Here is a 25146-nt window from a genome sequence, read left to right as displayed (position 1 = left end):
GGCGTCGATCCGCGCATCATACCCGCAGTGCCTGAAGCGTCCGTTGCGCAGCGCATCATGACTTGCGACGTGCGGAAGCGTATGGCGCGCGCGTCGCGTGCTCGTCCTTGCGTGCGCGTCTTTTCGCGCGAAAAAAAAGCGCGGCCGGAGCCGCGCTTCTGGGTTCGCCACGTCCCGGCACCGATGTTCCGGTGCCGGGTGTGTCGTATCACTTCTGGCAGTAGCGGTGCACGCACTGCAGCGGCAGGCCGTTGCTGCGCACGACGCGGCTCGCGCTGTTGTTGGCGGTGTTCGGGTCGGCCGTGGTCGACGCGACCGTGGCGGTGACCGTGACCGTCTGCGGGCCGCGACCCGCCAGCACCAGACCGAAGTACGCATCGGCGCCCGCGGCCAGCGGCGCGCTGGCGTTGCAGTCGATGCGGAAGCCGGTGCCGACCGCGGTGGTGGCGCAGGTCCAGCCGGTGGCCGGCGCCAGCACGACGTTGCGCGGCAGCATGTTGCCGGTGAGGGTGAGCGACGGCGTCTGCGCTGCGCTCGGGCCGGCATTGTGCACCGAGAGCAGGAACACGCCGGCGCGCTCGCTGCGACCGATCATGCGGACCGACAGATCGGCCGACGAGGCGATCTGCACCGACGCGCTGCCCTGGTTGTTGCCGGCGACCGGATCGTTGGTGGACGACGACGCGGTGGCGGTCAGGGTGACGGTGCGGCCGTCCAGCGCGGCGCCGGCGACGAAGCTGGCGTTGAACCGGGCGGAGGCGGAGGCGGCGAAGCTCGCGGCCGAGCAGGTGACGGTGGTGGTGGTGCCTGCCTGGACCGGCGCGGCGCAGGTCCAGCCGGCCGGCGCGGCGACGGTCGGCGAGATCAGGGCGTTGAAGCTCAGGACGACATTCGCCGTGGTCGCGGCGCTCGGGCCGGTGTTGCTGGCGGTGACGACGTAATCGGCGGTGCCGCCGACCGGGATCGACGCGGCCGTGGCGGTGACCGTGGTCGCCAGATCGGCACCGGCGCTGATCGCGACCGTGGCCGTGGCCTTGTTGTTCGCGGTCGAGCTGTCGGCCGTTTCCGAAGTCGCGGTGACGGTCATCGTCACATTGCCGCCCGCGAGCGCGGCGGTGGCCGGGAAGGCCGCGCCGAAGCCGGCGTTGGTGCCGCCCGCGAGCGTGGCGGCCGAACAGGCGACGCTGGTGGTGGAGGCGGTCTGCGTCGGTGCGGCGCAGGTCCAGCCGGCCGGCGCGGTCACCGTCGGCGTCACCAGGGCGTTGAAGTCGAACTGGACGGCCAGGCCGTTCGCGGCGTTCGGACCGCCATTGGCGACCGAGGCGGTGAAGGCGGCGGTGTTGCCGGCCTGCACCGGGGTGGCGACGACGCCCGCGGTCACCGCCAGATCGGCGATGGCGCGGACGGCGACGCTGGCGACGGCCTGGTTGTTGCCGCTGTTCGGATCGGCGAACTGCGAGGCCACGGCGGCGGCGAGGGCGAGGCTCTGGCCACCCAGTTCCGGACCGGCCGGGACGCTGGCGGTGAAGCTGGCGCTGCCGCCGTTCGCGAACACCGACGTGGTGCAGGTGACGGTGGTGGTGGTGGCGTCCTGCACCGGCGCGGCGCAGGTCCAGCCGGCCGGCGCGGTCACCGTCGGCGACACCAGCGCACCGAAGACCAGCGCGGTGCTGGCGAATTCGGCGTCGTCCGGGCCGTTGTTGGTGGTCACGACGGTGAAGCTGGCGGTACCGCCCACGTCGATCGTGCCGCCGGCGCTGGCGGTGACGGCGAGGTCGGCTTCGGCGACCACGGCGACGCTGGCCGAGGCCTGGTTGTTGCCGTTGGCCGGATCGGTGGTGGTCGACGCGATCGCGGCCTGCAGGCCGATGCTGGTGTTGACCAGCGCGGAGCCGGCCACGACGTCGGCGGTGAACACCGCGCTGGCGCCGTTGCTGAACTTGGCCGTGGTGCAGGTGACGGTGGTCGTGGTGGTCTGCACCGGCGCGGTGCAGGTCCAGCCGGCCGGCGCGGTCACCGCCGGGCTCACCACGGCGCTGAAGACCAGCGCGACCGACGCCGAATCGGCGTCGCCCGGACCGGCGTTGCTCGCGGTGACCGTGTAGGTGGCGGTGCCGTTGACGTGCACCGTGGCCGGGGCCGCGGTCGCGGTGATGCCGAGGTCGGCGTTGCGGAAGGCCGCGACCGAGATCGCGACACGCACCGGGTCGTGGTCGGACACGCGGATGCCGTTGCCGGCGACGCCGTAGTTGTGCACGCCGAAGTCGGCGTTGATGCGGGCGTGGTCGACGACGATGTCGGCCGCGTCCATGATCATCGGCTCGTTCAGCACGACGTGGTCGAGGGTCTGCGCGTTGCCTTCGAAGACGTAGGAGTAGCGGTCGGCCGCGGCCGGGATCAGCTCCGAGCCGTCGATCAGCGGACGCGTGATCGGGCTGGGAGCGTAGGCGATGACCTGGTTTTCGGCGGCGGCGTTGCCGCGCACCACGCCCATCACGTCGGCATAGCCGTCGCTGAACTCGAACGCGTTGAAGTCGCCGAGCAGGATGATGCGCTCGGCCGGATCGGCGACCTGGCGCGCCTGCACGAGGTTGGCGAGGAACACCGCCTGCTGCAGGCGCTTGGCGCGGACGCGGTCGCCTTCGGTCGGCCAGCCGCTGCTACCGGCGGCGGTGTCGTCGATGCCGTTGAGCGAACGCAGGTGGTTGACGATCGCGGTGACCGGATAGGTCGCACCGCCGCTGCCGTGCACGATCGCGCGCAGCATCAGCGGCGGGCGGTCGTTCAGCAGGCTGGTGCTGCCGTTCGGGTTGTTGAAGACGGTGTCCTTGCCGAACTGGGTCACTTCCAGCACTTCGACGCGCGGATCGGTGCCGACCAGACGGGTGCTGACCAGGAAGCCGACGTTGATGCCGCCGACGTCGTTGCCCTGCACCAGATACGGCACGTACTGCGGCGCGCGCGCGCAGTTGGCGTTGATGCGGTCGGCGAGCAGGCCGAGCACGCGCAGGTTCTCGACTTCGACCACGCCGAGGATGTCCGGCGCCTTCACGAAGTCGCAGATCGCCAGCGAAGTCTTGGTCAGACGCTTGTCGAGCGCGGCGGCGGTGAGCGTGGGCGCACCGTTGCTGTCGTTGATCTCATCGAAGAAGCGCAGCAGGTTGAAGCCGCCGATGGTCACGTCGTCGGGACCGGCGTCGGCCACCGCGGTCGGCGTCTTGCCGCCGGTCGTGGTGCCCGAGCCCACGTCGGGCAGCATCGCCCACGAACCCGAGAAGTAATCCAGCACGCCGGTCATGTTGGCGATCTGCGCCTCGGCGTCCAGCGCCAGCGCGGTCGCGCCGACCTGGCCGCGGCTGCGCACCATCAGGCGTTCCTGATTGGTATCGAAGCGCGGCGGGGTCTTGCCGCCCGGGATCGGGAAGGTGTCGAGGATGCCGATGCCCGGCTCGCGGAACGGACGCTGCACGGTCGGCAGCACGACGTAGAACACGCCGGTGGTCGACGAGGTGGCGCTGGACTCGGTGATGTTGCCGTCCGAGCCCGAGACCACCAGGCCCTGGCCGACGCGCACGCGCATGCCTTCGTATTTCTCGGCGGTGCCCGGGGTGGCGGCGGCGGAGAAATCGGCGGCGGTCAGATCGACCGGCGCGGGCAGGGCGTTGCCGGTGGACAGCACCTGGATGGACGTCACCGAAACGATCTCGGTGATCGACAGCTGATTGAGATTGCTGGTGGGGGTGAACTCGGTGACCGTGCCGCTGACGCGGATGCGGTTGCCCACCGCGGCGGTGGCCGGCGGCGCGGTCGAGGTGAAGACGAAGATGCCCTGCGAGGTGGCCGGGTCGGCGTCGACGCTGGCGTCGGCGGTCTGCAGGAAGAAGCCGTTGTTGAACTTCAGCGCGGTGACGATGCCTTCGGTAGTGACCGTCGCGCCGTTGAGCGGCGAGGTCAGGCCGGGGCCCTGGATGTCGTGGATCTGCACCACGGCGACGTCGTCGTTCTCGATCGTGCCCAGGCCCTGCGCATCGGCGACGACCGCGCCGGTGACGTTGCTGAGGTTGACGAAGAAGGTCTCGTTCGCTTCCGGCGTGGTGTCGCCGTTGATGGTGATGCCGACCACCACCGAGGTGCTGCCTGCGGGGATGGTGACCGTGCCGCTGGCGGCGATGTAGTCGCTGCCGGCAGTGGCGGTGCCGTCGGCGGTCGCGTAGTCGATGCTGACGCCGCCGGGGCCGGCCGGCTGGCTCAGGCCGAAGCCGAAGAACGCGGTGCTGGTGCCGCTGTCGCCTTCGACGATGGTGACGTCGTTGACCGCCAGCGCCGGGACGGCGACGCCGCCGGTGTTGACCGAGAAGTCGTCGATGGCCAGGCCGTCGTCGGCGCCCGAGGCGTCGGCATCGCTCCAGCGGAAGCAGAAGGTCGCGCCGTTGCCGATCGACAGGCCGCCGAGGGTCGCGCTGAGCGCGGTGCGGTTGGCGGCGTCGTTGCCGATCTTCGCGCCGACGGTGGCGGTGTTCGGCGTGATGAAGTCGAGCGTGTTCTCGTCGACCCAGGTGCCGGTGGTCAGCGAGGTGGCGTCGAGGCTGTACTGGAAGTCGACGCGGTCGGTGCGCGCCGCGGTGCCCAGGCGCCATTCTTCGCCGGTGTAGGCGACGGCGAGGCTGGTGAGGGTGTTGCCGGTAGCGTTGGTGAAGCAGGCGCCGATCACCGAGACCAGCGTGCCGCTGCGCAGGCTGCCGAACGCGCGTTCGGTGCTGCCGGCGGCGCCGTAGCTGAAGGTGTCGCCGGTGTTGCTGCTGCCGGTGTCGACCGCGTACTGCTCGTTGTCGCGGGCGCCGCCGCCGGTTTCGGTCAACAGCCAGCCGGTGGGCAGCGTGGTGTTGGTGGTGCTGCCGGCGGTGTTCGACAGCGTGTCGAAGTCCTGGCTGTAAGTGCCGCCGGTGAGCGGAATGGTCTGCGCGAGCGCGGGTGCGCCGGCGATGGACAGCAACGCGATGACACCGGCCGCAACGGCGCGGCCAACGAAACGAAGCATGGTGATCCCCCGATCCAGAAAGATGACACCGCGACAGAGCGCGGGTCGGGAATTGTGACGGAAATCGTCGCGCCTGTGGGTTGCAATCCGATGACCGGCCCGGCTGAACAGGGGAATGCGACGCGTTTTCCATACGGTTGTGCGTTACTCTGTATGGATGAGCATCGATCGCAACGAACGCCCGCTCGAAGCGGGCATCCACACCGACCTCTCGGGCCGCATGACCTACGGCGGCTATCTGCAACTGGACCGCCTGCTGAGCGCCCAACACCCGCTGTCGAACCCGCCGCATCACGACGAAATGCTGTTCATCGTCCAGCACCAGGTGGCCGAGCTGTGGATGAAACTGCTCGGTCACGAGTTGACCGCCGCGGTCGAGCACCTCCGCAACGATCGCGTCTGGCAGTTCGGCAAGGTCGCGGCGCGCTGCAAGCGCGTGCAGGAGCAGCTGACCGCGATGTGGGCGGTGCTGGAAACGCTGACGCCTTCGGAATACATGCAGTTCCGCGATGTGCTCGGCCCGTCGTCGGGATTCCAGTCGCTGCAGTACCGCAGCATCGAATTCCTGATGGGCAACAAGAACGCGGCGATGCTGCGGGTCTTCGAATACGACCCCGATGCGCATGCGCGACTGCGCGCCGCGCTGGATGCGCCGAGCCTGTACGACGAATTCCTGCGCTACCTCGCGCGCTGGGGCCACGCGGTGCCGGCGTCGCACGTGGAGCGCGACTGGACCCGCGCGCACGTCCACGATCCGGCGCTGCTGCCGGTGTTCGAACGCATCTACGAGAACACCGACATCTACTGGCGCGAGTACGCGCTGTGCGAGGATCTGGTCGATCTCGAAACCCAGTTCCAGATCTGGCGTTTCCGTCATCTGCGCACGGTGATGCGCATCATCGGCTTCAAGCGCGGCACCGGCGGTTCCAGCGGCGCCGGTTTCCTGCGCCAGGCGCTCGATCTGACCTTCTTCCCCGAACTGTTCGACGTGCGTTCGGTCATCGGGCCGACGCGCTGAGGGATCGACGACGATGTCGGCCGCGATCATCGCGAATGGCATCGCGCACGGCATCGCATTCATGCTCGCCTGCGCGACACTCGCGTGGGCCGCGCGCGGCCTGCCCTGGTACAAGCTGCGCGGCGACCCCGAAGCGCTGCGCGTGCTGCTGTTCGCGACCGTGGCGCTGGCGGCGATGCGCTGGTTCAACGCCGACGCGCTGCAGGGCGTGAAGCTGCATTTCGTTGGCGCCACCGTGGCCAGCCTGATGTTCGGCGCGCGCTTCGCGCTCTGGTCGATGGCGGCGGTCAGCTTGGCCGCGTGGGCGATGGGCAGCGCCTGGTACGGCTGGGCGCCGGACTTTCTGGTCTGCGGCGTCTCGGGCGTGCTGGTGTCCGAAGCGGTCGGCCGCTTCATCGAGCGCCGGTTGCCGCCGAACCTGTTGATCTACGTCTGGGTGCGCGGGTTCTTCGGCGGTGCGCTCGCGATCGCGGCATCGCATCTGCTGAAGGCCGGCGTCGCGGCCGTGCAGGACGATCCATCGATGGCGGCCTATCTCGCCGCCGCGCCGCCGATGATGTTCGGCGAGGGTTTCTTCTGCGGGGCCGCGATGGCGCTGATCGTGGTCTATCGGCCCGAGTGGTGCGCGACCTTCGACGACGCCCGTTACCTGCCGCCGCAGGCGCCTGAATAACGCGTTCAGTCTGCGTCCGGAAGTCTCTGCACGACCGTCTTCGGCCCCGCTAGGATCGCGTTTCCGCCAACAACGATCGCGACCGATGCCCCAGACCGCGCCGCCCAAGCCGGGCCTCATGAGCCGTTTCCTCGACAGTGTCGAACGCATCGGGAACAAGCTTCCCGATCCGGCCCTGTTGTTCCTGGGCCTGATGGCGGTGGTCTGGATCGTGTCGGCCCTGCTGTCCGGCGTGTCCTTCGACGCCATCGATCCGCGCAACGGCGAGCCGATCCAGATCAAGAACCTGCTCGCCGGCGCGAGCCTGACCGCGTTCATGGCCGAAATGGTCAAGACCTTCGTCAACTTCCCGCCGCTGGGCGTGGTGCTGGTGGCGATGCTGGGCCTGGGCGTGGCCGAACACACCGGTTTCATCAACGCCGCCCTGCGCGCGATGCTGAGCGTCACGCCGAAGCGGTTGCTGACGCCGGCGCTGATCGCGGTGGGCGTGCTCAGCCATGTCGCGGTCGACGCCGGTTACGTGCTGGTGATTCCGCTGGGTGCGGTGATCTTCTACGCGGCGGGTCGCCATCCGCTCGCCGGCATCGCGGCCGCGTTCGCGGGCGTGTCCGGCGGCTTTTCCGCCACGTTCTTCGTGCCGTCGAGTCTCGATCCGCTGTTGGCCGGCCTCACCCAGGCGGCGGCGCGGGTGATCGATCCGGCGTTCGTGGTCAATCCGCTGAACAATTACTTTTTCACCACCACCTCGACCTTCATGATCGTCGCGGTCGGCTGGTTCCTCACCGACCGGGTGATCGAGCCGAGGCTGCGCAACACCCCGGTGGACGGCGATCCGGCGCAACTGCCGCCAGCGATGGAAGCGATGACCGCCAACGAACGCCGCGGCCTGATGTTCGCGGTGTTGGCGATGCTGGTCGCGGCCGCGCTGTTCGTGCTCACGCTGCTGCCGGCGGATTCGCCCTGGCGCGCGCCTGCGGACGCGCCGGGCGGCGTCGCCGGCCAGCTCGCGGTCGCGCAGGCGCCGGTGATGCAATCGATCGTGGCGCTGATCTTCATCTTCTTCCTGATTCCCGGCGTGGTCTACGGCATCGCCTCCGGATCGGTGAAAACCCATCGCGACATCATCGCCGGCATGAGCAAGTCGATGAGCGGCATGGGGTACTACATCGTCATGGCGTTTTTCTGCGCGCAGTTCATCTATGCCTTCGGCCAGAGCAATCTCGGCGCGCTGATCGCGGTCGAAGGCGCGGAAGCGCTGAAGAACATGCGGTTGCCGATGGGCCTGACCCTGTTCGGTATCATCCTGCTCACGGCCTCGGTGAATCTGCTGGTGGGGTCGGCGTCCGCGAAATGGGGCCTGATCGGCCCGGTGATGGTGCCGATGCTGATGCAACTGGGCGTCTCGCCCGATCTGACCCAGGCCGCCTACCGGGTCGGCGATTCCACCACCAACATCATCACGCCGCTGATGCCGTATTTCCCGCTGATCGTGGTCTTCTGCCAGCGCTACGTGAAGGGGACCGGCATCGGCACTCTGGTCGCGCTGATGCTGCCCTACACGGTGACATTGCTGGTGTGCTGGACTTTGCTGCTTCTGGCGTTCTGGGGACTGGGGCTGCCGCTGGGCCTGCAGGCCAGCTACAACTATCCGGCCGGTAGCTGATCCCGGGCATGCGGATGTGATGTAGGGAAAGGGTTGCTGCGACGCAGCAATACGGTCGCGGTTTGACGGCCCGGACCCGGGTCGGTCATTCTCCGCCGGCTGTGCGCGCTCGCGCCGGCCCCGTGTCCCGACCACATTCCATCAGAAGAGAGAACCCCGCATGAGCGGAGCGACGACGACACCCGGCCAGCCGGCCATTCCCGAATTCACGCAGATCATGGGGCATCCCAAACCGCTGTGGATGCTGTTCATGTCGGAGTTCTGGGAGCGCTTCGCGTTCTACGGGATCCGCTGGGCGATGGTGCTGTACATCGTGGCCCAGTTCCACGGCGGCGAGGCCTCGGGCGAGAAGCCCGCGAGCGAGCTCTACGGCGCGTATCTCGCGCTGGTCTACGCCGGTGCCATCTTCGGCGGTTACGTCGCCGACAAGCTCATCGGCTATCAGCGTTCGATCCTGCTCGGCGCGGTGATCATGGCGGTCGGGCTGTTCCTGCTGGCCTCGCCCAACGAGACCGTGTTCAAGCTGGGCCTGGCCACGATCATCGTCGGCAACGGTCTGTTCAAGCCGATCATCTCGACCATGGTCGGCAAGCTCTACGCCCAGAGCGACGAGCGCCGCGATTCCGGTTTCACCATCTTCTACATGGGCATCAACCTCGGCGCGATGATCGCGCCGATCGTGACCCAGATGCTGGCGCAGCGGATCTTCGGCACCGACGCGATGCCCGCGTACAAGATGGTGTTCATCTCCGCCGGCATCGGCATGATCCTCAGCCTCGTCTGGTTCTGGTTCGGCCGTCACCAGCTCAAGGGCATCGGCCTGCCGCCGCCGGACCAGACCGGCATGGGCCGGGTGCTGATGGTGCTGGCGATCGGCGCCTTCATCGGCATCCCGCTGTTCTATTTCCTGCTGACCATCGACGCCAAGGTGCTGCAGGGCATCCTGATGGCGCTGATCGTCATCCCCGCGGTGATGCTGCTCGCCGAGGGCGCCCGCGAGGGCGGCGTCGCGCGCGACAAGGTCATGGCGATGCTGCTGATCTTCTTCTTCAACGTGATGTTCTGGATGTTCTTCGAACAGGCCGGCAGCTCGTTCAACTTCCTCGCCGAACGCATCGTCGACCGCGATCTCGGCGGCTGGGAATTCCCGACCGCGTGGTTCCAGTCGGTCAACTCGGTCGCCATCATCACCCTCGCGCCGATCATGGCGTGGATGTGGGTGCGCATGGGCAAGCTCAATCCGTCGATCCCGCGCAAGTTCGGCCTCGGCCTGATCTTCAACGGCCTCGCCTTCCTGCTGTTGATGGTCGCGCTCTCGAGCATGGTCGACGGCGCCGGCAAGATCCCGTTCTGGACCCTGTTCATGGTCTACGTGATCCAGTCGGTCGGCGAGCTGTGCCTGTCGCCGATCGGTCTGTCGATGACCACCAAGCTCGCCCCGGGCCGTCTGGCCGGCCTCGCGATGGGCTGCTGGTTCCTGTCGATCGCCATCGGCAACAACCTAGCCGGCATCTTCGCCGGTCACGTCAGCGGCGAGGGCGGCATGACCGCGGCTTCGGCGTTGTCGGGTTACACCTTCGGCTTCTGGGCGCTGGTCGGCGCCGGTGCGCTGCTCTTCATCGGCGCGCCGCTGGTCCAGCGTCTGATGCACGGCGTGAAGTAATCGGCACCGCACGCATTCGCCGCGGCGCGTCCGCGGCCGGGCTGTCCGACGGATCGGATGGCCGGAAGCGGGCCCGCGGAAACGCGGGCCCGTTTTTCCATGAAGATTCACACTGGACGTGTCCACCCATCGCTCGAACGTTTCATCGAAAGGGGAGAATTCCGATGCATCTGTCGACCAAACCGCCGCCGTGGTTCTGGGTGGCCGCCGTGTTGTTCCTGCTCTGGAACGGAATGGGCGTGTGGGCCTACATCGCCGACGCGACGATCACCGCCGAGGCTCTGAAGGCCATGCCGGACGCCGCGCGCGAACTGCGTCTCGCGCGTCCGGCCTGGGCCACCGCGGCCTTCGCGATCGGCGTGTTCGGCGGCGTCGCCGGTTGCCTGCTGCTGTTGCTGCGCAACCGTCTCGCGTTGCCGGTGCTGGTGTTGTCGCTGATCGGCGTGGTGGTGCAGATGACCCACGCGTTCCTGATCGCCGACAGCTATGCGGTGTACGGTCCGGGCGGTCTGGCGATGCCGTCGATGGTGCTCGCGGGATCGCTGTTCCTGGTCTGGTTCGCGCGGCGCGCACGCATGCGCGGCTGGCTGCGCTGACGGCGAGCGCGTAGGTTGGACTGGACGTAGGCTGGGCTTCGCGCAGCGAAGCCCAGCATCTCCCGGGAAAACCTGACGCTGGCTTCGCTGCGCTCAGCCCAGCCTGCGTTCCTGCGCTCAACTCCGCCTGCGCGGTTTGGCCTGCGCATTTTGCCCGGGCGCGGCGCTGGCGATCAGTCCGCGCCGTCCTCGTGCGCGAGCCCGTGCAGGCCCTGTCCCAGTTTGTCCAGCAGCGTGTCGAGCTGGCGTTTTTCCTCGTCGCTGAAATGCGCGAGCAGCGCGCGTTCGCGCGCCAGCGCCAGCGGCACCACCTCGTCGTAGATCCGGTAGCCGGCCGCGCTCAATTCCAGCACCGAACGCCTGCGATCGTCGCCGTGGGTATCGCGCTGCACCAGTCCGCGTTCCATCAGTCGCGCCAGCGCGCGGCTCACGGCGACCTTGTCCATCGCCGTGCGCTCGGCCACGCCGTTCGCCGACAGCCCGGGTTCGCGTCCCAGCACCGCGATCACCCGCCATTCGGTGATGCCGATGCCGAACCGACGCGCGTAGGTGTCGGCGATGATCTGGCTGATCCGGTTCGACACCACGCTGAGCCGGTACGGCAGGAAGTGTTCGAGATCGAGCTGCGCATGCGGATGCCGGGCATGCGTGTCGGCGGCGGCGGAAGGTGTGGTCATGGCCTGCCTTGCAAATAGTTTCAGCTGAAACTATATTCCCGGCACGCGGCCGTCGCAAGCGCCGCCGCGCCGCACGCAACGCCCGTGCTCCATCGTTTCCGTCACCCGCAGTACGCCACAGGACGCCCGCCATGAACGCCCAGCCCAATCCCGGCATGCAGGTCACCACCTTCGAGAATCCCATGGGCATCGACGGCTTCGAGTTCGTCGAATTCGCCGCGCCGGCCGACCAGGTCGGACAGATGCACGACTACTTCCGCCGGCTGGGCTTCGTGCAGGTCGCGCGTCACAAGACGCGGCCGATCAGCACCTACCGCCAGGGCGATTGCACGTTCCTGATCAACGAAGATCCGGACTCCTTCGCCGCCGATTTCGTCGCCAAGCACGGCCCCAGCGCCTGCGGCTTCGCGATCCGCGTGAACAAGCTCGCCGAGTGGGTGCGGGTGCAGGCGCTCAAGAACGGCGCTACCCCGATCACCCACAAGGAACTCACCAAGGCCGTCGCCGCGCCGGTGATCGAAGGCATCGGCGGCTGCATGTTGTACATCGTCGATCGCTACGACGAGAAGGGCACCATCCACGATCCCGACTACGAATGGCTGCCGGGCGCGGAGATGATGCCCAAGGGGCTTGGGCTGACCTTCATCGATCACCTCACCCACAATCTCTATTTCGGCAACATGGACAAGTGGTCGAACTACTACGAGCGCCTGTTCAACTTCCGCGAGATCCGCTATTTCGACATCAAGGGCGCGAAGACCGGCCTGCTGTCGAAGGCGATGACCGCGCCCGACGGCATCGTCCGCATCCCGCTGAACGAATCGTCCGATCCCAAGTCGCAGATCAACGAATACCTGCAGCAGTACAACGGCGAAGGCATCCAGCATATCGCCTGTTTCACGGACGACATCTATGCCACGGTCGAGGCGATGCGCGCGGCCGGCATCCAATTCCTGGATACGCCCGACACCTATTTCGACGTCATCGACCAGCGCGTGCCGGATCACGGCGAGGATGTCGAGCGCCTGCGCAGGAACAAGATCCTGATCGATGCCGACGAAGAGACCAAACAGCGCAAGCTGCTGCAGATCTTCACCCTGAACGCGGTCGGTCCGATCTTTTTCGAGATCATCCAGCGCAAGGGCAACGAAGGCTTCGGCGAAGGCAACTTCACGGCGCTGTTCGAAAGCATCGAGCGCGACCAGATGAAGCGCGGTTTCCTCTGAGCAAGATGAGATGGCCCCTCCCGACGGGAGCGGCGCCCGCAGCGTAAAGGCCAGCGCATGTCGCCCACCCTGAAATCCAACGGCTACCAATCCGGCTTCGGCAACGAATTCGCCAGCGAGGCGATTCCCGGCACGCTGCCCGTGGGGCGCAATTCGCCGCAGCGCGTGGCGCACGGGTTGTATGCGGAGCAGATCAGCGGCACCGCGTTCACCGCGCCGCGCCACCAGAACCGCCGCACCTGGATGTATCGCATCCGGCCGGCGGCGATGCACGGCGGCTTCGTCGCGCATCATCATCCCGACTTCCACAACGATTTCGGGGCCGGGCCGGTGCCGCCGGATCAGCTGCGCTGGAGTCCGCTGCCGTTGCCGGGCACCGATCCGGCCGCCGCCGCGGTGGATTTCATCGACGGTCTGTTCACCATGGCCGGCAACGGTTCGCCTGCGGCGATGGCGGGCGTCGGCATCCATCTGTACGCGGCCAACCGCGACATGATCGGCCGGTTCTTCTACGACGCCGACGCCGAACTGCTGATCGTGCCGCAGCAGGGGCGGCTCAAGATCGACACCGAGCTGGGCGTGATCGAGATCGAGCCGCATGAGATCGCGGTGATCCCGCGCGGGATCCGCTTCCGCGTGTCGCTGCCCGACGGCGTCGCCCGCGGGTATGTGTGCGAGAACTTCGGCGCCTTCCTGCGTCTCCCCGACCTCGGCCCGATCGGCAGCAACGGTCTGGCCAATCCGCGCGATTTCCTCACGCCGAACGCGGCGTTCGAGGATGTCGAAGGCGCGGCCCTTGGACAGGATTTCGAACTGATCGGCAAGTTCCAGGGCCATCTGTGGCGCGCGACGATCGATCATTCGCCGCTCGATGTGGTCGGCTGGCACGGCAACCATGCGCCGTACAAGTACGATCTGCGCCGCTTCAACACCATCGGTTCGATCAGCTACGACCATCCCGATCCGAGCATCTTCCTGGTGCTCAGTTCGCCGACCGATTCGCCCGGCGTGGGCAATCTCGATTTCGTGATCTTCCCGCCGCGGATCCTGGCGATGGAGAACACCTTCCGTCCGCCGTGGTTCCATCGCAACATCGCCAGCGAGTTCATGGGTCTGGTGCACGGCGCGTACGACGCGAAGGCCGACGGCTTCGCGCCGGGCGGTTGTTCGATCCACAACTGCATGACCGGTCATGGCCCGGACGCGTCGACCTTCGAGAAGGCGTCGAACAGCGATACCTCGAAGCCCGATTACATCCGCGACACCATGGCCTTCATGTTCGAAACCCGGGCGACGCTGCGGCCCACGCAGCAGGCGCTGGACGCCGCGCATCGCCAGCGCGACTACCAGCAGTGCTGGGCGGGACTGCGGAAACATTTCATGTCGTGAAGGATGCGCGACGGCGCATGGCCGGTCGTGCGATCCGCACGCCGCATCGCGGCGCGCGATGCGGCGGTTTACCCTGTGCCGACCCCTTCGCCGGAGCCGTCGCATGCGCACGCCGATCCTGATCCCCGCTCTCATCGCCGCGGCTCTGGTCGCGCTTGCCGGCTGTCGCGACGAAGCGCCCGCGACGCCCGCGACGACACCTGCCGTCGATGCGCCGCCTGCAGTCGCCACGGATGCGCCGCCTGCGGTCGATGCCGTGCCGGGCATACGGCCTGCGGCCGGCACCATCACGTTCGCCGGTTTCGGACCCGCGCCTTTCGGCGCCGACGAAGAAGCCGTGCGCATGGCCTGGGGCAAGGCGCTCGAAGGCGCACCGGACGATGCCGGCGGTTGTTACTTCCTGGCGCCGGCACCGCGCGGCGCACCGCCGTTCCCCTTCGCCTTCATGTTCGAAGGCGGCAAGTTCGCGCGCATCGATGTGCGCAGCGATGCCATCCTCGCGCCCGGCGGCGGCAAGGTCGGCATGTCCGCCGACGACATCGCGCGACTGTATCCCGCGATGCAGTCGACGCCGCACAAATACGTCGAGGGTGCGCGCACGTTGCGCACGCAGGATGCCGCCGGCGGTCCTGCCGCGCTCGTGTTCGAGACCGATGCGGGCGGCGCGATCGTGGCCTGGCGCATCGGTGTCCCGCCGCAGATCGATTACGTCGAAGGCTGCGGCTGAGGCGCACGTCCCGCCGGTCTGGCATAGAATCGGGCGGACGATGCCAAGGGAGACGCTGCGATGATCCTGTCACTGGGCTGGTGCCTGCTGGCGCTGTTGTTCCTCGCGCTGGGCGGCGACTCGATCCTGAAGGGCGCGTCCGGGCTGTCGCGGCGCTTCGGCTGGTCGCCGTTCGCCACCGGCCTGCTGCTGGTCGCCTTCGGCACGTCGATTCCGGAGCTCGCGGTCAATGCCCGCGCCTTCGTCGTCGGCAGCCAGAACCTCGCGCTCGGCAACGCCATCGGCAGCAACATCGTCAATTTCGGACTCACCCTCGGTCTCGCCGCGATCGCGGCGCCGCTGCTGGTGCGCTGGCGCGCGCTGGCGCCGCTGCTGATCTGCCTGGTGCTCGCCACGCTCGCGCTGATCGCGCTCGGTTTCGACGGCGTGCTCACGCGCGTCGAGGGCCTGCTCTTCGTGGTCGCGTTCGTGGTCGTGGTCGCCATCGCGCTGGTGCTCGGCCGGCGCGAAACGCCGGAATTGCAGGAGGAACTCGCGGGGTTCCTCAAGACCGGCGACGGCCTCGGCCTCAATCTCGTCCGCTTCGCCATCGGCGCCGCGCTGCTGTATTTCGGCGCGCTGTGGCTGGTGCGGCACGTGCCCATCGTCGGCACCGCGTGGGGCCTGAGCCCGGTGCTCACCGGTCTGATCGTGGTCGCCATCGCCACCGCGCTGCCGGAAGCCGTCGCCGCGGTCTCGGCCGCGCGTCGCGGGCAGGGCGACATCGTCGTCGGCCACGTGATCGGTTCGAGCCTGTTCAATCTGCTGATCGTGGTCGGCGGCATGGCCGCGCTGCGCGATCTGCCGATCCCCACGTCCTTCGTCGGCTTCGAGCTGCCGGCCGCGCTCGCGGCATCGCTGCTGCTGTATCCGATGCTGCGTCGCGACCTGCAGATCAGCCGGCCCGAAGGCTGGGTGCTGCTGCTCGCGTTCGTCGCGTGGGTCGTGGCCGAACTGCTGCTGGCGCGGTGATCGCATGACGACGCATCAGGACGCGCGTACGCCGGGGCTGCCTTCGCGCGCGGTGCGCGGGCTGCAGGAATTCTTCCGGCTGGAGGCCGCAGGCGGCATCCTGCTCATCGGTGCGGCGGTGCTGGCGATGCTGCTCGCGAATTCGCCGCTGTCGCCGTTCTACGACGGTTTCCGCGAACTGCCGGTGCAGGTGCGCGTGGGCCAGCTGAATCTGGCCAAGCCGCTGCTGCTGTGGATCAACGACGGCCTGATGGCGATCTTCTTCCTGCTGGTGGCGCTGGAGATCAAGCGGGAAGTGCTCAGCGGCCAGCTGTCCAGCCGGGCGCAGTTGATCCAGCCGCTGCTGTGCGCGCTGGCGGGCGTGGCCTGCCCGGCGCTGATCTACGCCGCGATCAACCGCGACGACCCGGTGGCGATGCAGGGCTGGGCGATTCCGGCGGCGACCGACATCGCGTTCGCGCTCGGCATCCTCTCGCTGCTCGGTTCGCGCGCGCCGGTGGCGATGAAACTGCTGCTGTCGACGATCGCGGTGCTCGACGATCTCGCCGCGATCGTGATCATCGCCGTGTTCTACACCAGCGATCTGTCGACGACGGCGCTGGTGTCGGCCGGCGTCGCCATCGCGATCATGGCGGTGCTGAACCGTCGCGGCGTGCGTTCGTTGACGCCTTACCTGCTGCTGGGCGTGGTGGTGTGGGTGTGCGTGTTGAAGTCCGGCGTGCACGCGACCCTCGCCGGTGTGGTCACCGGCCTGATGATTCCGCACGTGCGCAGGGACGATGCGATCGACGACGAGATCGAACATTCGCCGCTGGAGCATCTCGAACACGCGCTGCATCCGTGGGTGGCCTACGGCATCCTGCCGGTCTTCGCGTTCGCGAACGCGGGGCTGGCGCTGGGCGGCGTGGCACCGGGCGACGTGCTGGCGCCGGTGCCGCTGGGCATCGCGCTGGGTCTGCTGCTGGGCAAGCCGATCGGCATCGTGCTGGCGGCGCTGCTCGGCCACGTCACCGGCATCGCCCGCTTCGGCGACGGGCTCGACTTCAAGACCATCGTCGGCCTGGGCCTGCTGTGCGGCATCGGTTTCACCATGAGCCTGTTCATCGCCTCGCTGGCGTTCGACGCCGCACCGGCCCTGGCCGACAGCAGCGTGCTCGGCGTGCTCTGCGCGTCGGTGATCGCGGCGGTGGCCGGCTATCTGTGGCTGCGGGCGACGCTGCCGAAGCCGGCGCCCCAGCCGTAGGCCATCGCCATCGTCGACGCTACACTGCTGCGGTTGTCGACGAGGGAACCGCTCTGCATGCATACGACCGCACGCCGCCGCGCGCACGCCGCCGCCGCGGCCGTCTTCGCCCTGCTGTGCCCGACGCTGGCGCTGGCCTCCGATGCCTACATGGATCTGACCGCGCACTGGGGCGGCTACGCCGCCATCGCGCTGTTCGTCGCGTCCTATGTGCTGGTGATCGCCGAGGAATACACCCATCTGCGCAAATCGCAGCCGGTGATGATGGCCGCGGGCGCGATCTGGGCCGTGCTGGCGATCGTCGCCGTGCAGCAGGGCCAGGCCGAACTCGCGCACGAAGCGGTCCGCGACTATCTGCTGGAGTTCGCCGAACTGCTGCTGTTCCTGCTCGCGGCGATGACCTACGTCAACGCGATGAGCGAACGCAATCTGTTCGAGGTGCTGCGCGTGCGCCTGCTGCGGCGCGGCTTCGGTTATCGCCGACTGTTTTGGATCACCGGCCTGATCGCGTTCTTCCTGTCGCCGCTGATCGACAATCTGACCACCGCGCTGGTGATGTGCGCGGTCGTGCTGGCGGTCGGTCGCGACAGCCCGAAGTTCGTGGCGCTGTCGTGCATCAACATCGTGGTCGCCGCGAATGCCGGTGGCGCCTTCAGCCCGTTCGGCGACATCACCACGCTGATGGTGTGGCAGAGCGGGCGGGTCGGGTTCTGGACGTTCTTCGCGCTGTTCCTGCCGGCGCTGGCGAACTGGCTGGTGCCCGCGGTCTGCATGCATTTCGCGGTGCCGCGCGGCGCGCCGGAGCCCGCGCACGACGAGGTCCGGGCGAAGCGCGGCGCGGTCGTCATCGTGGCGCTGTTCGCGCTCACCATCGCGCTGGCGGTCGGTTTCCACCAGTTCCTGCATCTGCCGCCGTTCATGGGGATGATGTCGGGTCTCGCGCTGCTGAAACTCTACGGCTGGCGCTTGTCGCGCACCGCGCAGCGGATCGAGGCGGAAGCCTTCGACCGCGAAGGTGCGCCCGGCGATGTCGACGCCTTCGACAGTTACGAGCAGGTGGCGCGCGCGGAGTGGGACACGCTGCTGTTCTTCTTCGGCGTGATCATGTGCGTCGGCGCGCTGGGATTCTGCGGCTGGCTCGCGGTCGGCTCGCAGTGGTTCTACGGCGATCTGGGGCCGACGCGCGCGAACATCCTGGTCGGCCTGATCTCCGCGGTGCTCGACAATATTCCGATGATGGTCGCGGTGCTGCAGATGAACCCCGACATGAGCGTCGGCCAGTGGCTGCTGGTCACGCTCACCGCGGGCGTCGGCGGCAGTCTGCTGTCGATCGGCTCGGCCGCGGGCGTCGCGCTGATGGGGCAGGCGCGCGGCCAATACACCTTCTTCAGCCATCTGAAGTGGAGCTGGGCGGTGGCGCTGGGGTATGCGGCCAGCGTGGGCGTGCATTTCATCGTCAACGCCCGGTATTTCTGAGCCATGCAAGTCGGACGTTTCGCGAATGCATCCGGGCCGCAGATGCGTAGGCTGGCGCTGAGCGCAGCGAAGCCCAGCTTGATCAACGATATGCCCGAAACGCTGGGCTTCGCTGCGCTCAGCGCCAGCCTGCGGGTTGGCGCATGAAGACCGCTGTCGTGTTCGGCGCCAGCGGTCAGGTCGGCATGCCGCTGCTCGATCGTCTGCGCGACGACGGTTGGCGCGTGTACGCGGTGTCGCGCACGCCACGCGCGGAGCAGCCCGGACTGGTCTGGCTGCCGGGCGATCTGCAGCAGGTCGCCGGACTGCCGCCGCACCCCGATGCGATCTTCAGCTGCGGGCCGCTGGATCTTTTCGCGCACTGGTACGCGCGCAGCGATCTGCGGACACCGCGGATCGTCGCCTTCGGTTCCACCAGCATCGAGGTCAAGCGCGGTTCGGCCGATGCCGAGGAACGCGATCTCGCCGTGCGCCTGCGCGAGGGCGAGCGCAGGGTGTTCGAGACCGCGGCCGCGCGCGCCGCATCGGCCACCGTGCTGCGGCCGACGCTGGTGTATGGCGTGGGCCGCGACCGCAATCTGACCCGGATCGCCGCGGTCGCGCGCCGATTCGGCCGCATCGTGCTGCCGCGCGGCGCGAACGGCCTGCGTCAACCGGTGCACGCGCACGATCTCGCCGACGCCGCGTTCCGCTGCCTCGATGTCGACGCCGCGCGCGGGCGCGCCTACGCGCTGCCCGGCGGCGAAACCCTGGCCTATCGCGAGATGGTGGCGCGGGTGCTGGCGGCGCTGCAGCCGCCGCCGACGCTGCACGAAGTGCCGGGCGGCGTGTTCAACGTCATCCTGGCCGCGGCGCACGCCGCGGGCTTCGCGCTGGATTTCAACGAAGCCGCGGTGGCGCGCATGCGCAGCGACCTGGTGTTCGACCCGGCCGATGCGCAGCGCGATTTCGGCTATGCGCCGCGCGGCTTCCGCCCGACCGCGGCGATGTTTCCGGAGACGGACGCGGACTGAGGCCGCGACTCGGAACCTGTTTGGAATCTCGGCGACCCTGCAGGATCGCCGGTAGAGCGGCCTGACGGCCGCGCTACCCGACATGTCGCCGCAGCTCCTGTGGGAGCGACGGGAGTCGCGACAGGCTGCGGGAAAGTCTGCGAAAAGCGTCGCGACTTCCGTCGCTCCCACAGGGGGTTTCCCGAATCCGGCAGCCCGTCGCGACTTGCGTCTCCCACAGGGGTTTCCCCGACGTCATCCGGACCCGCTTGCACGGAGCATGATCACCGTCGGGTGCGTGGATTTGCACCGTGGGTGAACGAGACGGTGTCGACCGATGCGTGCGCCGGAGATGTCCAACAGGCCTTCAGAGCTGGAAGTCGCCGGGCGAGGTCTGCACGTTGCGGTCGAACCGCAGGATCGAGACGAACACGCTCGATCCGTCTTGCAGGCGGAATTCCATGCCGACGGGCGTCTCCTTGTCGAACCACGCCGTCGCCTGCACGACGGTGGTGCCGTAAGTCTCCGGATCCAGGCGTACGCCGCGCAGCCCGCCCTTCATGCCGCCGGGCGGCAGATCGGTCGCGCCGGTGAAGCGCAGCAGATCTCCGGCGGTGCCGAGCAGCCACAGCGCCAGCGGATCGGTCACGTCTTCGGCGGCCTGCTTGCCGGAAATGCCGGTCGCAGGATGCAGCCAGCGCACGATGCCGGCTTCGCCGACGGCGCGGAACTCGTTCCACTCGCCGGGTCGCAGCACCAGGCGGAAGCGGTCCGGACGCTCGAACAGCACCTGCGCGCGATAGCGTTCGGGCACGGCGGGCTTGCCGTCCTTGCCGGGTGGATCGTAACGGTCGACGTGCAGTTCGAGCTGACCGCTGTAGGTCGTCTTGTCGATGTCGAGCAGCGTCTGCTTGGCGGTGGGAGACGCGAAGAGCGGTGCGGCCAATGCGGTCGTCAATGCCAGGCAAAGCGAGAGCGCGAGCCGCTGCGGCACGCTGCGGACGCGGGAGGCGGTGCGAATGGGCGTCATGTCGGGTTCCTTGAATGTAGGCATGCGATGGCGGCGTTGCGTCGGGCGGCCCGTCGGCCGTCTCACATGCCGCAGCTCAGCGCGATCGTCGTCTGCAGCGGCGCGGGCGGCGTGCTGCCCTGGACCGCGCCGCACTGCGCCATCGGATCGACCGTCAGCGCGCGCACGCTGTAGGTGCGGGCCATCGCCACCTCCGGCGAAACCCCGGGCTCGCCGGTATCGAGGCATTGGCCGGGCATGAGATCGCGTTCGACCATTTCGCCGGGCGCGCCGGTGATGGTCAGCCGCAGCGGTGTGGTGCTGCTGTTGCAGATGCGGCGCGTGCGCAGGTTCGCGGACACCTCGGGCGGCCCGGGCAGCACGCCGTCGGCGTGGGTGGGCGCGCTGCCCGCGCACATGCCGCCGTGGTTCACGGTCCGCATGATCTCGCCGGTGATGCGCCGCGTGTTCGCGGTGTTGTTGACCAGGTTGACGATCTGAAAACCCTGCGCTCCGCTCATGGTGACGATGGGATAGGTGAGGCCCCTGGACGCCGCCGTGAAGCTGACGTCCACGCTGTCGGCCGCGGGCGTGAAGTCGATGTTGCCGGCGAAGGCGGTGGCGGTCCGCGGAGCGAACGACATCGGCGTACTAGCCATGGTGATCGTGGGTTGCAGCGTGGCGCAGTCGAAACCGGAGCGCGAGACGCAGGGTTGTTCCTGGGTCAGGTTGTAGCTCGCGGTCACGGTGTCGCCGGGACAGAACTGCGCCGGCGACACCCGTCCGATGTCCACGTTCGGAGGACGCAGTTCCGCGTGCGGCAGCGCACAGCCGTTGGTGAGCAGCACGCCGGCGGCCAGCATGCCGAGCAGGGTCTTGCCGAGGGAAAGAGGTCGCATGTCGAAGTCTCTCGAGAGTCGATGGTCGGTGTCGATCGCTTGGGTCGGTGTGGGGCGTCCGTGCCTTGCGCGACGGCGCCGGGCAGGTGAACGTGGGCAGCGTGCGCGACAGGACATGGCGCCGGGCGGCATGTCCGCAACTGCGCGTGTCCGCGGGAGCGCATGCGACCGTCTGTCGCCGCGCTCATCGGTCTGGATCGTTCGCGAAAGCACGTCCCTGCGCATGGAAAGCGGCGGTCTCCGGGTCGTCGACAGGCCCGGTGGGCCGTCGGATCACAGCTGGAAATCGCCCGGCGTCGTCTTCACGTTCTGCTTGAACAGCAGGACCGAAATGAAGACCTTCGTGCCGTCGGCCAGCACGAATTCGAAGCCGACCGGCTTGCCCTCGGACGAGAACCAGGCGGTGCCCTGCTCGACGCCGGTGCCCCAGGTGTTCGGCTGCAGGCGCGCGCCGCTGAGCTTGCTGCTTTTGGGCAGCACCAGATCCTTGGCGGCGCTGAAACGCAGCAGTTCTCCGGCGGCACCGAGCAGCGCGAGCGCGAGCGGGTCGACGATCTTGCCGGCTTCTTCCTTGCCCGACAGACCCGTGGCGCTGTCCTTCCAATGCACGATGCCGGCTTCGGCGACCGCACGGAATTCGTCCTTGGCGCCGGGGCGCAGCACGAGGCGGAAGCGATCCGGGCGTTCGAACAGCAAGGTCGCCGGATAGCGTTTCGGCACGACGTATTGGCCGGGCTTTTGCGGCGGATCGTACAGATCGACGGAGACGGCGAGATCGCCGCTGTAGGTGGTCTTGTCGAAGTACTGCAACTGTGCGGTGGCGGAGCCGGCGTGCGCGGACAGCGCCGAGGCGAGGCTCAGCGTCAACGCGAGGGCGATGCAGGAAAGGGTGCGGATCGGGGTCATGGCGATGCCTCGGTGGAAAGGGGGAATGGGAACGCTGCGGCGGTACGCGATCGTTTCAACGGCACTGCATCCGGATGCGCGTGCGCAGCGGCGGAGGCGGCATGTTCGGGCCGGTGGCGGTGCAGCGCGTGCCGGGGTCCGGGGTCATCGGTCGCACGTCGACCACGCGTGCGTTGCGGGTGCTGGTCGGTACGCCCGGCATCTCGCCGAGGCACTGGTTCGGCGCGAGCGTCTGCGTGTACGTCGTGCCATCGCTGCCGCCGGACAAGGTGACGATCACCGGCACCGCGTTGACGTTGCACAGGTCGGTCAGCACCAGATTCGGCGAGAACTGCGGCAGACCCGGCAGCGTCTGCGGCGTGTTCACCGCTTCGCTGCCGGCGCACATGCCGCCGTGCGTGAGCACGTTGTCGAGCGGCCCCTGCCGGGTCGCGACATAGGTCAGATCGCGGCTGTCGCGACCGACGAAGACGCGATTGCCGTCGCGGATGTCCGCGGTCGGGATCAGGACCTCGTCGCGATCCGGATTGAACAGCACGCTGAAGCGGTCCAGGTCCGGGGCCGCCACGGTGAAGCTGCCGGTGTAGCCGCTGAACGATCGCGCCGGAAAGACCATCGGCTCGCTGGTGATCGCAACGTTCGGCGAAAAACTGGTGCAGGTGTCTTCCAGTCCGGCCGGGCAGCGCAGATCTTCCAGGAAATCGTACGACACGGCGATCGTGTCGCCCGGGCAATACGCCCTGGGCGCAAGTTCGCCGAAACCTCGACGCAAAGGGCCGCGATCGATGATGCAGCCGGTGGCGATCCAGACCGAGCATGCGGCGATGATGCCGCCACGGATCCATGTGTGTCGAAGCATGCGCATGCGGATGTCCTTGAGGAAGCGCGTGAAAGAAAGCGATCGTTCGGAATGGCGTAAAAATGCGGTCGGGGACCGGTTCGCAGCGTGGCGCGACGACGTGCCGATACCCGCGCCGCATCGTGCGGCCCGGTTTCGGCGCGTCGATGCGCTCAGCGGCAGGCCTGGCGCACGAGCGTCGAAATCGGCGGCGGGATCGGCTGCGGCATGGTCGTGCCGTCGCCGCCGGGGCCGCAGCGCAGGCCGGCCGGCGAGACGCCGATCATGGTCGCGTTCGCGACGAATGCCGGCACGCCCGGTGCGCTCGGGTCGAGGCATTCGCCGGGCGCGAGCGTGACCGGGAAACTTTCGCCGGGTCCGCTTCCGCTGATCGTGAGGTTGACCGGGACGCCGTTGCTGGCGGGATTGCAGATGCCGGTGACGCCGAGCCGCGGCGATGGCATCGGTACTTCCACCGGCGCATAGCTGGGGATGGCGAAACCCGCGGCGCAATGGCCCATGTGCGGCAGTGCCGTATCGAGGTTGCCGATGATGCGGGTGGCGCTGTCGGTGTTGTCGCGCACGTTCAGCAGCACCGTCGACGGGGGTACGAAGACCGAACCGGTGCCGTAAGCGAAGCTCACGTCCACGCGGTCGCCGCTGGCGGGGAAGCTGATCGTGTTCTGGTAGCTCTGCAGGGTCGTCGGCGGGAACAATGCGGGCGTGCTGGTCATCGTCACCGTCGGCGCCGCGGTGGCGCATTCGGTGGGCCTTCCCGCGCGCGGTGTGCAGACCCCGCCGGCGAAGCGCAGGAAATCGTAGGACGCGGTGAGCGTATCTCCCGGGCAGTACTGCCCCGGAGCGACGGTGCCCGGCGAAATGATGGGTCTGTGATCGAGCCTGCAGCCGTTGGCGACGATGACGGAACATGCGGCGATCGCGCAGAAGCGAAAGGCTTTGCCGGGCAGGGACGACATGGTGATCTCCGGGGGATGCGTGGTCATTCCATCGGTCGGGAAGAACCTCATCCGGAATCACGTAGGCGGATGCGTGGAGCGGACAGTCGGATGCGCCGCATGCGCGTCTTTTCGATGCGCGTCGCGTTTTTTTGCATCGCATGCGCGAAGCGTGTCCGGAATGCGCGCCGGAATGCGTGAATGCGCGCGGCGGCGCCTTGTCCGCGCGTGTCGCTTCAGCTGCGCGCCAGCGCCTTCGCGCGTGCGCGCAGCGCGATCGCGAGCACGCCGCCGAGCACCATCGCGCCGCCGATCCACAACTGCGGCCCGGGACGATCGCCCCAGATCAATATTCCCAGCGCCACCGCGAACACCGGCGTGAGCAGCAGATACGGCGTGACCTGCACCACCGGATGGCGCTGCACCAGGCCGAAAAACACGCTGTGCCCGATCAGCGACGCGAACACCGCCGAATACGCGACAGCGCCCCAAGTGGCCGGGCCCGCGCCGCGCAGCGCGGCGACGCCGCCGGGTTCGATCAGCGCGCTGATCGCGAGCAAGGGCAGGATGCCGATCACCGCGGTCCAGCCCTGCATGCTGATCGCATCGATGCCGCTCAGGCCGCGCATCAACACCGTGCCCAGCGCGATCAGGAACGCGGAGAACAGCATCATCAGCAGCGACGCCGGATGGTCGAGCACCAGCGGATCGAAGCCGAGCACGAGCACGCCCGCGAAACTCAGGGCAATGGCCGAACCGGTGCGCCAGGCGAAGCGTTCGCCCAGCACCCACCACGCCAGCAGCACCGCCATCGGGATGTAGCTCTGCATCACGATCGCGGGCGAGGACAGGTCGCCCGCCATCCGCAGCGCCCACAGGCTGGTGCCGAAATGCAGCGCGCCGTTGAGCAGCGCCACCGCGATCAGGCGCGGCCACTGCGCGCGCGGCGGGCGCTTGAGGAACGCGATCAACAGCGCGGCCAGCAGCGTCATGCGCAGCGCGCTGAACAGGAACGGCGGCACTTCGCGCAGCGCGAACGCGGAGGTGAGGAAATTCCCGGCCCAGACCACGCACACGAGCAGCACGAGCGCGAAGTCGCGCGCACCGAGGCCGCGCTCGGTGAGCGTCGTCGTTGTCGTCACAGTG

The 25146-nt window shown here is 68.2% G+C and carries 20 protein-coding genes; 12 read left to right on the top strand and 8 right to left on the bottom strand.

The window, feature by feature from the left end:
* Window positions 1–208: 208 nt before the first annotated feature.
* Window positions 209–5038 (bottom strand): Calx-beta domain-containing protein, encoded by a 4830-nt coding sequence (locus tag ABD974_RS11360; RefSeq protein WP_345303428.1) that lies wholly within the window; start codon window positions 5036–5038, stop codon window positions 209–211.
* 157 nt (window positions 5039–5195) lie between these two features.
* Between ABD974_RS11360 and ABD974_RS11355 the strand changes: the two genes are divergently transcribed.
* The 5 genes from ABD974_RS11355 to ABD974_RS11335 all read left to right on the top strand — a co-directional run bounded on the left by ABD974_RS11355 (window position 5196) and on the right by ABD974_RS11335 (window position 10651).
* On the top strand, window positions 5196–6056 hold the full coding sequence (locus ABD974_RS11355) for a tryptophan 2,3-dioxygenase (RefSeq protein WP_345303427.1): 861 nt from the start codon (window positions 5196–5198) through the stop codon (window positions 6054–6056).
* A gap of 13 nt (window positions 6057–6069) precedes the next feature.
* On the top strand, window positions 6070–6729 hold the full coding sequence (locus ABD974_RS11350; protein WP_345303426.1) for an energy-coupling factor ABC transporter permease: 660 nt from the start codon (window positions 6070–6072) through the stop codon (window positions 6727–6729).
* Window positions 6730–6814: 85 nt separating this feature from the next.
* Complete coding sequence (locus tag ABD974_RS11345) at window positions 6815–8392, top strand: AbgT family transporter (RefSeq protein WP_345303425.1); 1578 nt, start codon at window positions 6815–6817, stop codon at window positions 8390–8392.
* Window positions 8393–8552: 160 nt separating this feature from the next.
* Window positions 8553–10055: a peptide MFS transporter gene (locus ABD974_RS11340; protein ID WP_345303424.1), complete on the top strand. Its 1503-nt coding sequence runs from the start codon at window positions 8553–8555 to the stop codon at window positions 10053–10055.
* A 164-nt stretch (window positions 10056–10219) separates the two neighbouring features.
* Complete coding sequence (locus tag ABD974_RS11335; RefSeq protein WP_345303423.1) at window positions 10220–10651, top strand: hypothetical protein; 432 nt, start codon at window positions 10220–10222, stop codon at window positions 10649–10651.
* 173 nt (window positions 10652–10824) lie between these two features.
* Here ABD974_RS11335 and ABD974_RS11330 read toward each other — a convergent pair whose 3' ends face one another.
* Window positions 10825–11328 carry a MarR family winged helix-turn-helix transcriptional regulator gene (locus ABD974_RS11330; RefSeq protein ID WP_345303422.1) on the bottom strand — a complete coding sequence of 168 codons (504 nt, stop codon included), beginning with the start codon at window positions 11326–11328 and terminating at the stop codon, window positions 10825–10827.
* Between the two features lie 131 nt (window positions 11329–11459).
* On the opposite strand from ABD974_RS11330, the gene hppD reads away from it, so the two are divergent.
* The 7 genes from hppD (at window position 11460) to ABD974_RS11295 (ending at window position 19413) form a co-directional block, all read left to right on the top strand.
* Entirely contained in the window at window positions 11460–12554 is a 1095-nt protein-coding gene (hppD, locus tag ABD974_RS11325) for a 4-hydroxyphenylpyruvate dioxygenase (RefSeq protein WP_345303421.1), read from the top strand.
* Between the two features lie 57 nt (window positions 12555–12611).
* Complete coding sequence (gene hmgA, locus ABD974_RS11320; RefSeq protein WP_345303420.1) at window positions 12612–13943, top strand: homogentisate 1,2-dioxygenase; 1332 nt, start codon at window positions 12612–12614, stop codon at window positions 13941–13943.
* A gap of 103 nt (window positions 13944–14046) precedes the next feature.
* On the top strand, window positions 14047–14670 hold the full coding sequence (locus ABD974_RS11315; RefSeq protein WP_345303419.1) for a lectin: 624 nt from the start codon (window positions 14047–14049) through the stop codon (window positions 14668–14670).
* Window positions 14671–14730: 60 nt separating this feature from the next.
* Window positions 14731–15681 (top strand): sodium:calcium antiporter, encoded by a 951-nt coding sequence (locus ABD974_RS11310; RefSeq protein WP_345303418.1) that lies wholly within the window; start codon window positions 14731–14733, stop codon window positions 15679–15681.
* 4 nt (window positions 15682–15685) lie between these two features.
* A complete protein-coding gene (gene nhaA / locus ABD974_RS11305; protein WP_345303417.1) occupies window positions 15686–16924 on the top strand; it encodes a Na+/H+ antiporter NhaA in 1239 nt (412 codons plus the stop codon).
* Window positions 16925–16981: 57 nt separating this feature from the next.
* Complete coding sequence (gene nhaD / locus ABD974_RS11300; RefSeq protein ID WP_345303416.1) at window positions 16982–18400, top strand: sodium:proton antiporter NhaD; 1419 nt, start codon at window positions 16982–16984, stop codon at window positions 18398–18400.
* A 143-nt stretch (window positions 18401–18543) separates the two neighbouring features.
* Entirely contained in the window at window positions 18544–19413 is an 870-nt protein-coding gene (locus tag ABD974_RS11295) for an SDR family oxidoreductase (RefSeq protein WP_345303415.1), read from the top strand.
* 346 nt (window positions 19414–19759) lie between these two features.
* On the opposite strand, the gene ABD974_RS11290 is transcribed toward ABD974_RS11295, so the two are convergent.
* The 6 genes from ABD974_RS11290 to ABD974_RS11265 form a co-directional block, all read right to left on the bottom strand.
* The gene (locus ABD974_RS11290) at window positions 19760–20422 is read right to left on the bottom strand and encodes a LolA family protein (RefSeq protein WP_345303414.1); all 663 of its coding nucleotides are present in this window, start codon (window positions 20420–20422) and stop codon (window positions 19760–19762) included.
* 62 nt (window positions 20423–20484) lie between these two features.
* The gene (locus ABD974_RS11285; RefSeq protein ID WP_345303413.1) at window positions 20485–21300 is read right to left on the bottom strand and encodes a hypothetical protein; all 816 of its coding nucleotides are present in this window, start codon (window positions 21298–21300) and stop codon (window positions 20485–20487) included.
* A gap of 273 nt (window positions 21301–21573) precedes the next feature.
* Window positions 21574–22206, bottom strand: coding sequence for a hypothetical protein (locus tag ABD974_RS11280; protein ID WP_345303412.1), 633 nt, complete (start codon window positions 22204–22206; stop codon window positions 21574–21576).
* Between the two features lie 55 nt (window positions 22207–22261).
* Entirely contained in the window at window positions 22262–23065 is an 804-nt protein-coding gene (locus tag ABD974_RS11275) for a hypothetical protein (RefSeq protein ID WP_345303411.1), read from the bottom strand.
* Between the two features lie 152 nt (window positions 23066–23217).
* A complete protein-coding gene (locus ABD974_RS11270) occupies window positions 23218–24048 on the bottom strand; it encodes a hypothetical protein (RefSeq protein ID WP_345303410.1) in 831 nt (276 codons plus the stop codon).
* Between the two features lie 188 nt (window positions 24049–24236).
* Window positions 24237–25142, bottom strand: coding sequence for a DMT family transporter (locus ABD974_RS11265; RefSeq protein ID WP_345303409.1), 906 nt, complete (start codon window positions 25140–25142; stop codon window positions 24237–24239).
* Window positions 25143–25146: the final 4 nt, after the last annotated feature.

This window comes from Lysobacter hankyongensis, assembly GCF_039543145.1.
Taxonomy (GTDB): Bacteria; Pseudomonadota; Gammaproteobacteria; order Xanthomonadales; family Xanthomonadaceae; genus Lysobacter_I; species Lysobacter_I hankyongensis.
This window is presented reverse-complemented; position numbering and strand designations above follow the sequence as displayed.

Excerpts from the sequence above, each read along its gene's own strand:
- ABD974_RS11360 (WP_345303428.1), bottom strand. The coding sequence starts at position 5,038 with ATGCTTCGTTTCGTTGGCCGCGCCGTTGCGGCCGGTGTCATCGCGTTG.
- ABD974_RS11355 (WP_345303427.1), top strand. The coding sequence starts at position 5,196 with ATGAGCATCGATCGCAACGAACGCCCGCTCGAAGCGGGCATCCACACC.
- ABD974_RS11350 (WP_345303426.1), top strand. The coding sequence starts at position 6,070 with ATGTCGGCCGCGATCATCGCGAATGGCATCGCGCACGGCATCGCATTC.
- ABD974_RS11345 (WP_345303425.1), top strand. The coding sequence starts at position 6,815 with ATGCCCCAGACCGCGCCGCCCAAGCCGGGCCTCATGAGCCGTTTCCTC.
- ABD974_RS11340 (WP_345303424.1), top strand. The coding sequence starts at position 8,553 with ATGAGCGGAGCGACGACGACACCCGGCCAGCCGGCCATTCCCGAATTC.
- ABD974_RS11335 (WP_345303423.1), top strand. The coding sequence starts at position 10,220 with ATGCATCTGTCGACCAAACCGCCGCCGTGGTTCTGGGTGGCCGCCGTG.
- ABD974_RS11330 (WP_345303422.1), bottom strand. The coding sequence starts at position 11,328 with ATGACCACACCTTCCGCCGCCGCCGACACGCATGCCCGGCATCCGCAT.
- hppD (WP_345303421.1), top strand. The coding sequence starts at position 11,460 with ATGAACGCCCAGCCCAATCCCGGCATGCAGGTCACCACCTTCGAGAAT.
- hmgA (WP_345303420.1), top strand. The coding sequence starts at position 12,612 with ATGTCGCCCACCCTGAAATCCAACGGCTACCAATCCGGCTTCGGCAAC.
- ABD974_RS11315 (WP_345303419.1), top strand. The coding sequence starts at position 14,047 with ATGCGCACGCCGATCCTGATCCCCGCTCTCATCGCCGCGGCTCTGGTC.
- ABD974_RS11310 (WP_345303418.1), top strand. The coding sequence starts at position 14,731 with ATGATCCTGTCACTGGGCTGGTGCCTGCTGGCGCTGTTGTTCCTCGCG.
- nhaA (WP_345303417.1), top strand. The coding sequence starts at position 15,686 with ATGACGACGCATCAGGACGCGCGTACGCCGGGGCTGCCTTCGCGCGCG.
- nhaD (WP_345303416.1), top strand. The coding sequence starts at position 16,982 with ATGCATACGACCGCACGCCGCCGCGCGCACGCCGCCGCCGCGGCCGTC.
- ABD974_RS11295 (WP_345303415.1), top strand. The coding sequence starts at position 18,544 with ATGAAGACCGCTGTCGTGTTCGGCGCCAGCGGTCAGGTCGGCATGCCG.
- ABD974_RS11290 (WP_345303414.1), bottom strand. The coding sequence starts at position 20,422 with ATGACGCCCATTCGCACCGCCTCCCGCGTCCGCAGCGTGCCGCAGCGG.
- ABD974_RS11285 (WP_345303413.1), bottom strand. The coding sequence starts at position 21,300 with ATGCGACCTCTTTCCCTCGGCAAGACCCTGCTCGGCATGCTGGCCGCC.
- ABD974_RS11280 (WP_345303412.1), bottom strand. The coding sequence starts at position 22,206 with ATGACCCCGATCCGCACCCTTTCCTGCATCGCCCTCGCGTTGACGCTG.
- ABD974_RS11275 (WP_345303411.1), bottom strand. The coding sequence starts at position 23,065 with ATGCTTCGACACACATGGATCCGTGGCGGCATCATCGCCGCATGCTCG.
- ABD974_RS11270 (WP_345303410.1), bottom strand. The coding sequence starts at position 24,048 with ATGACCACGCATCCCCCGGAGATCACCATGTCGTCCCTGCCCGGCAAA.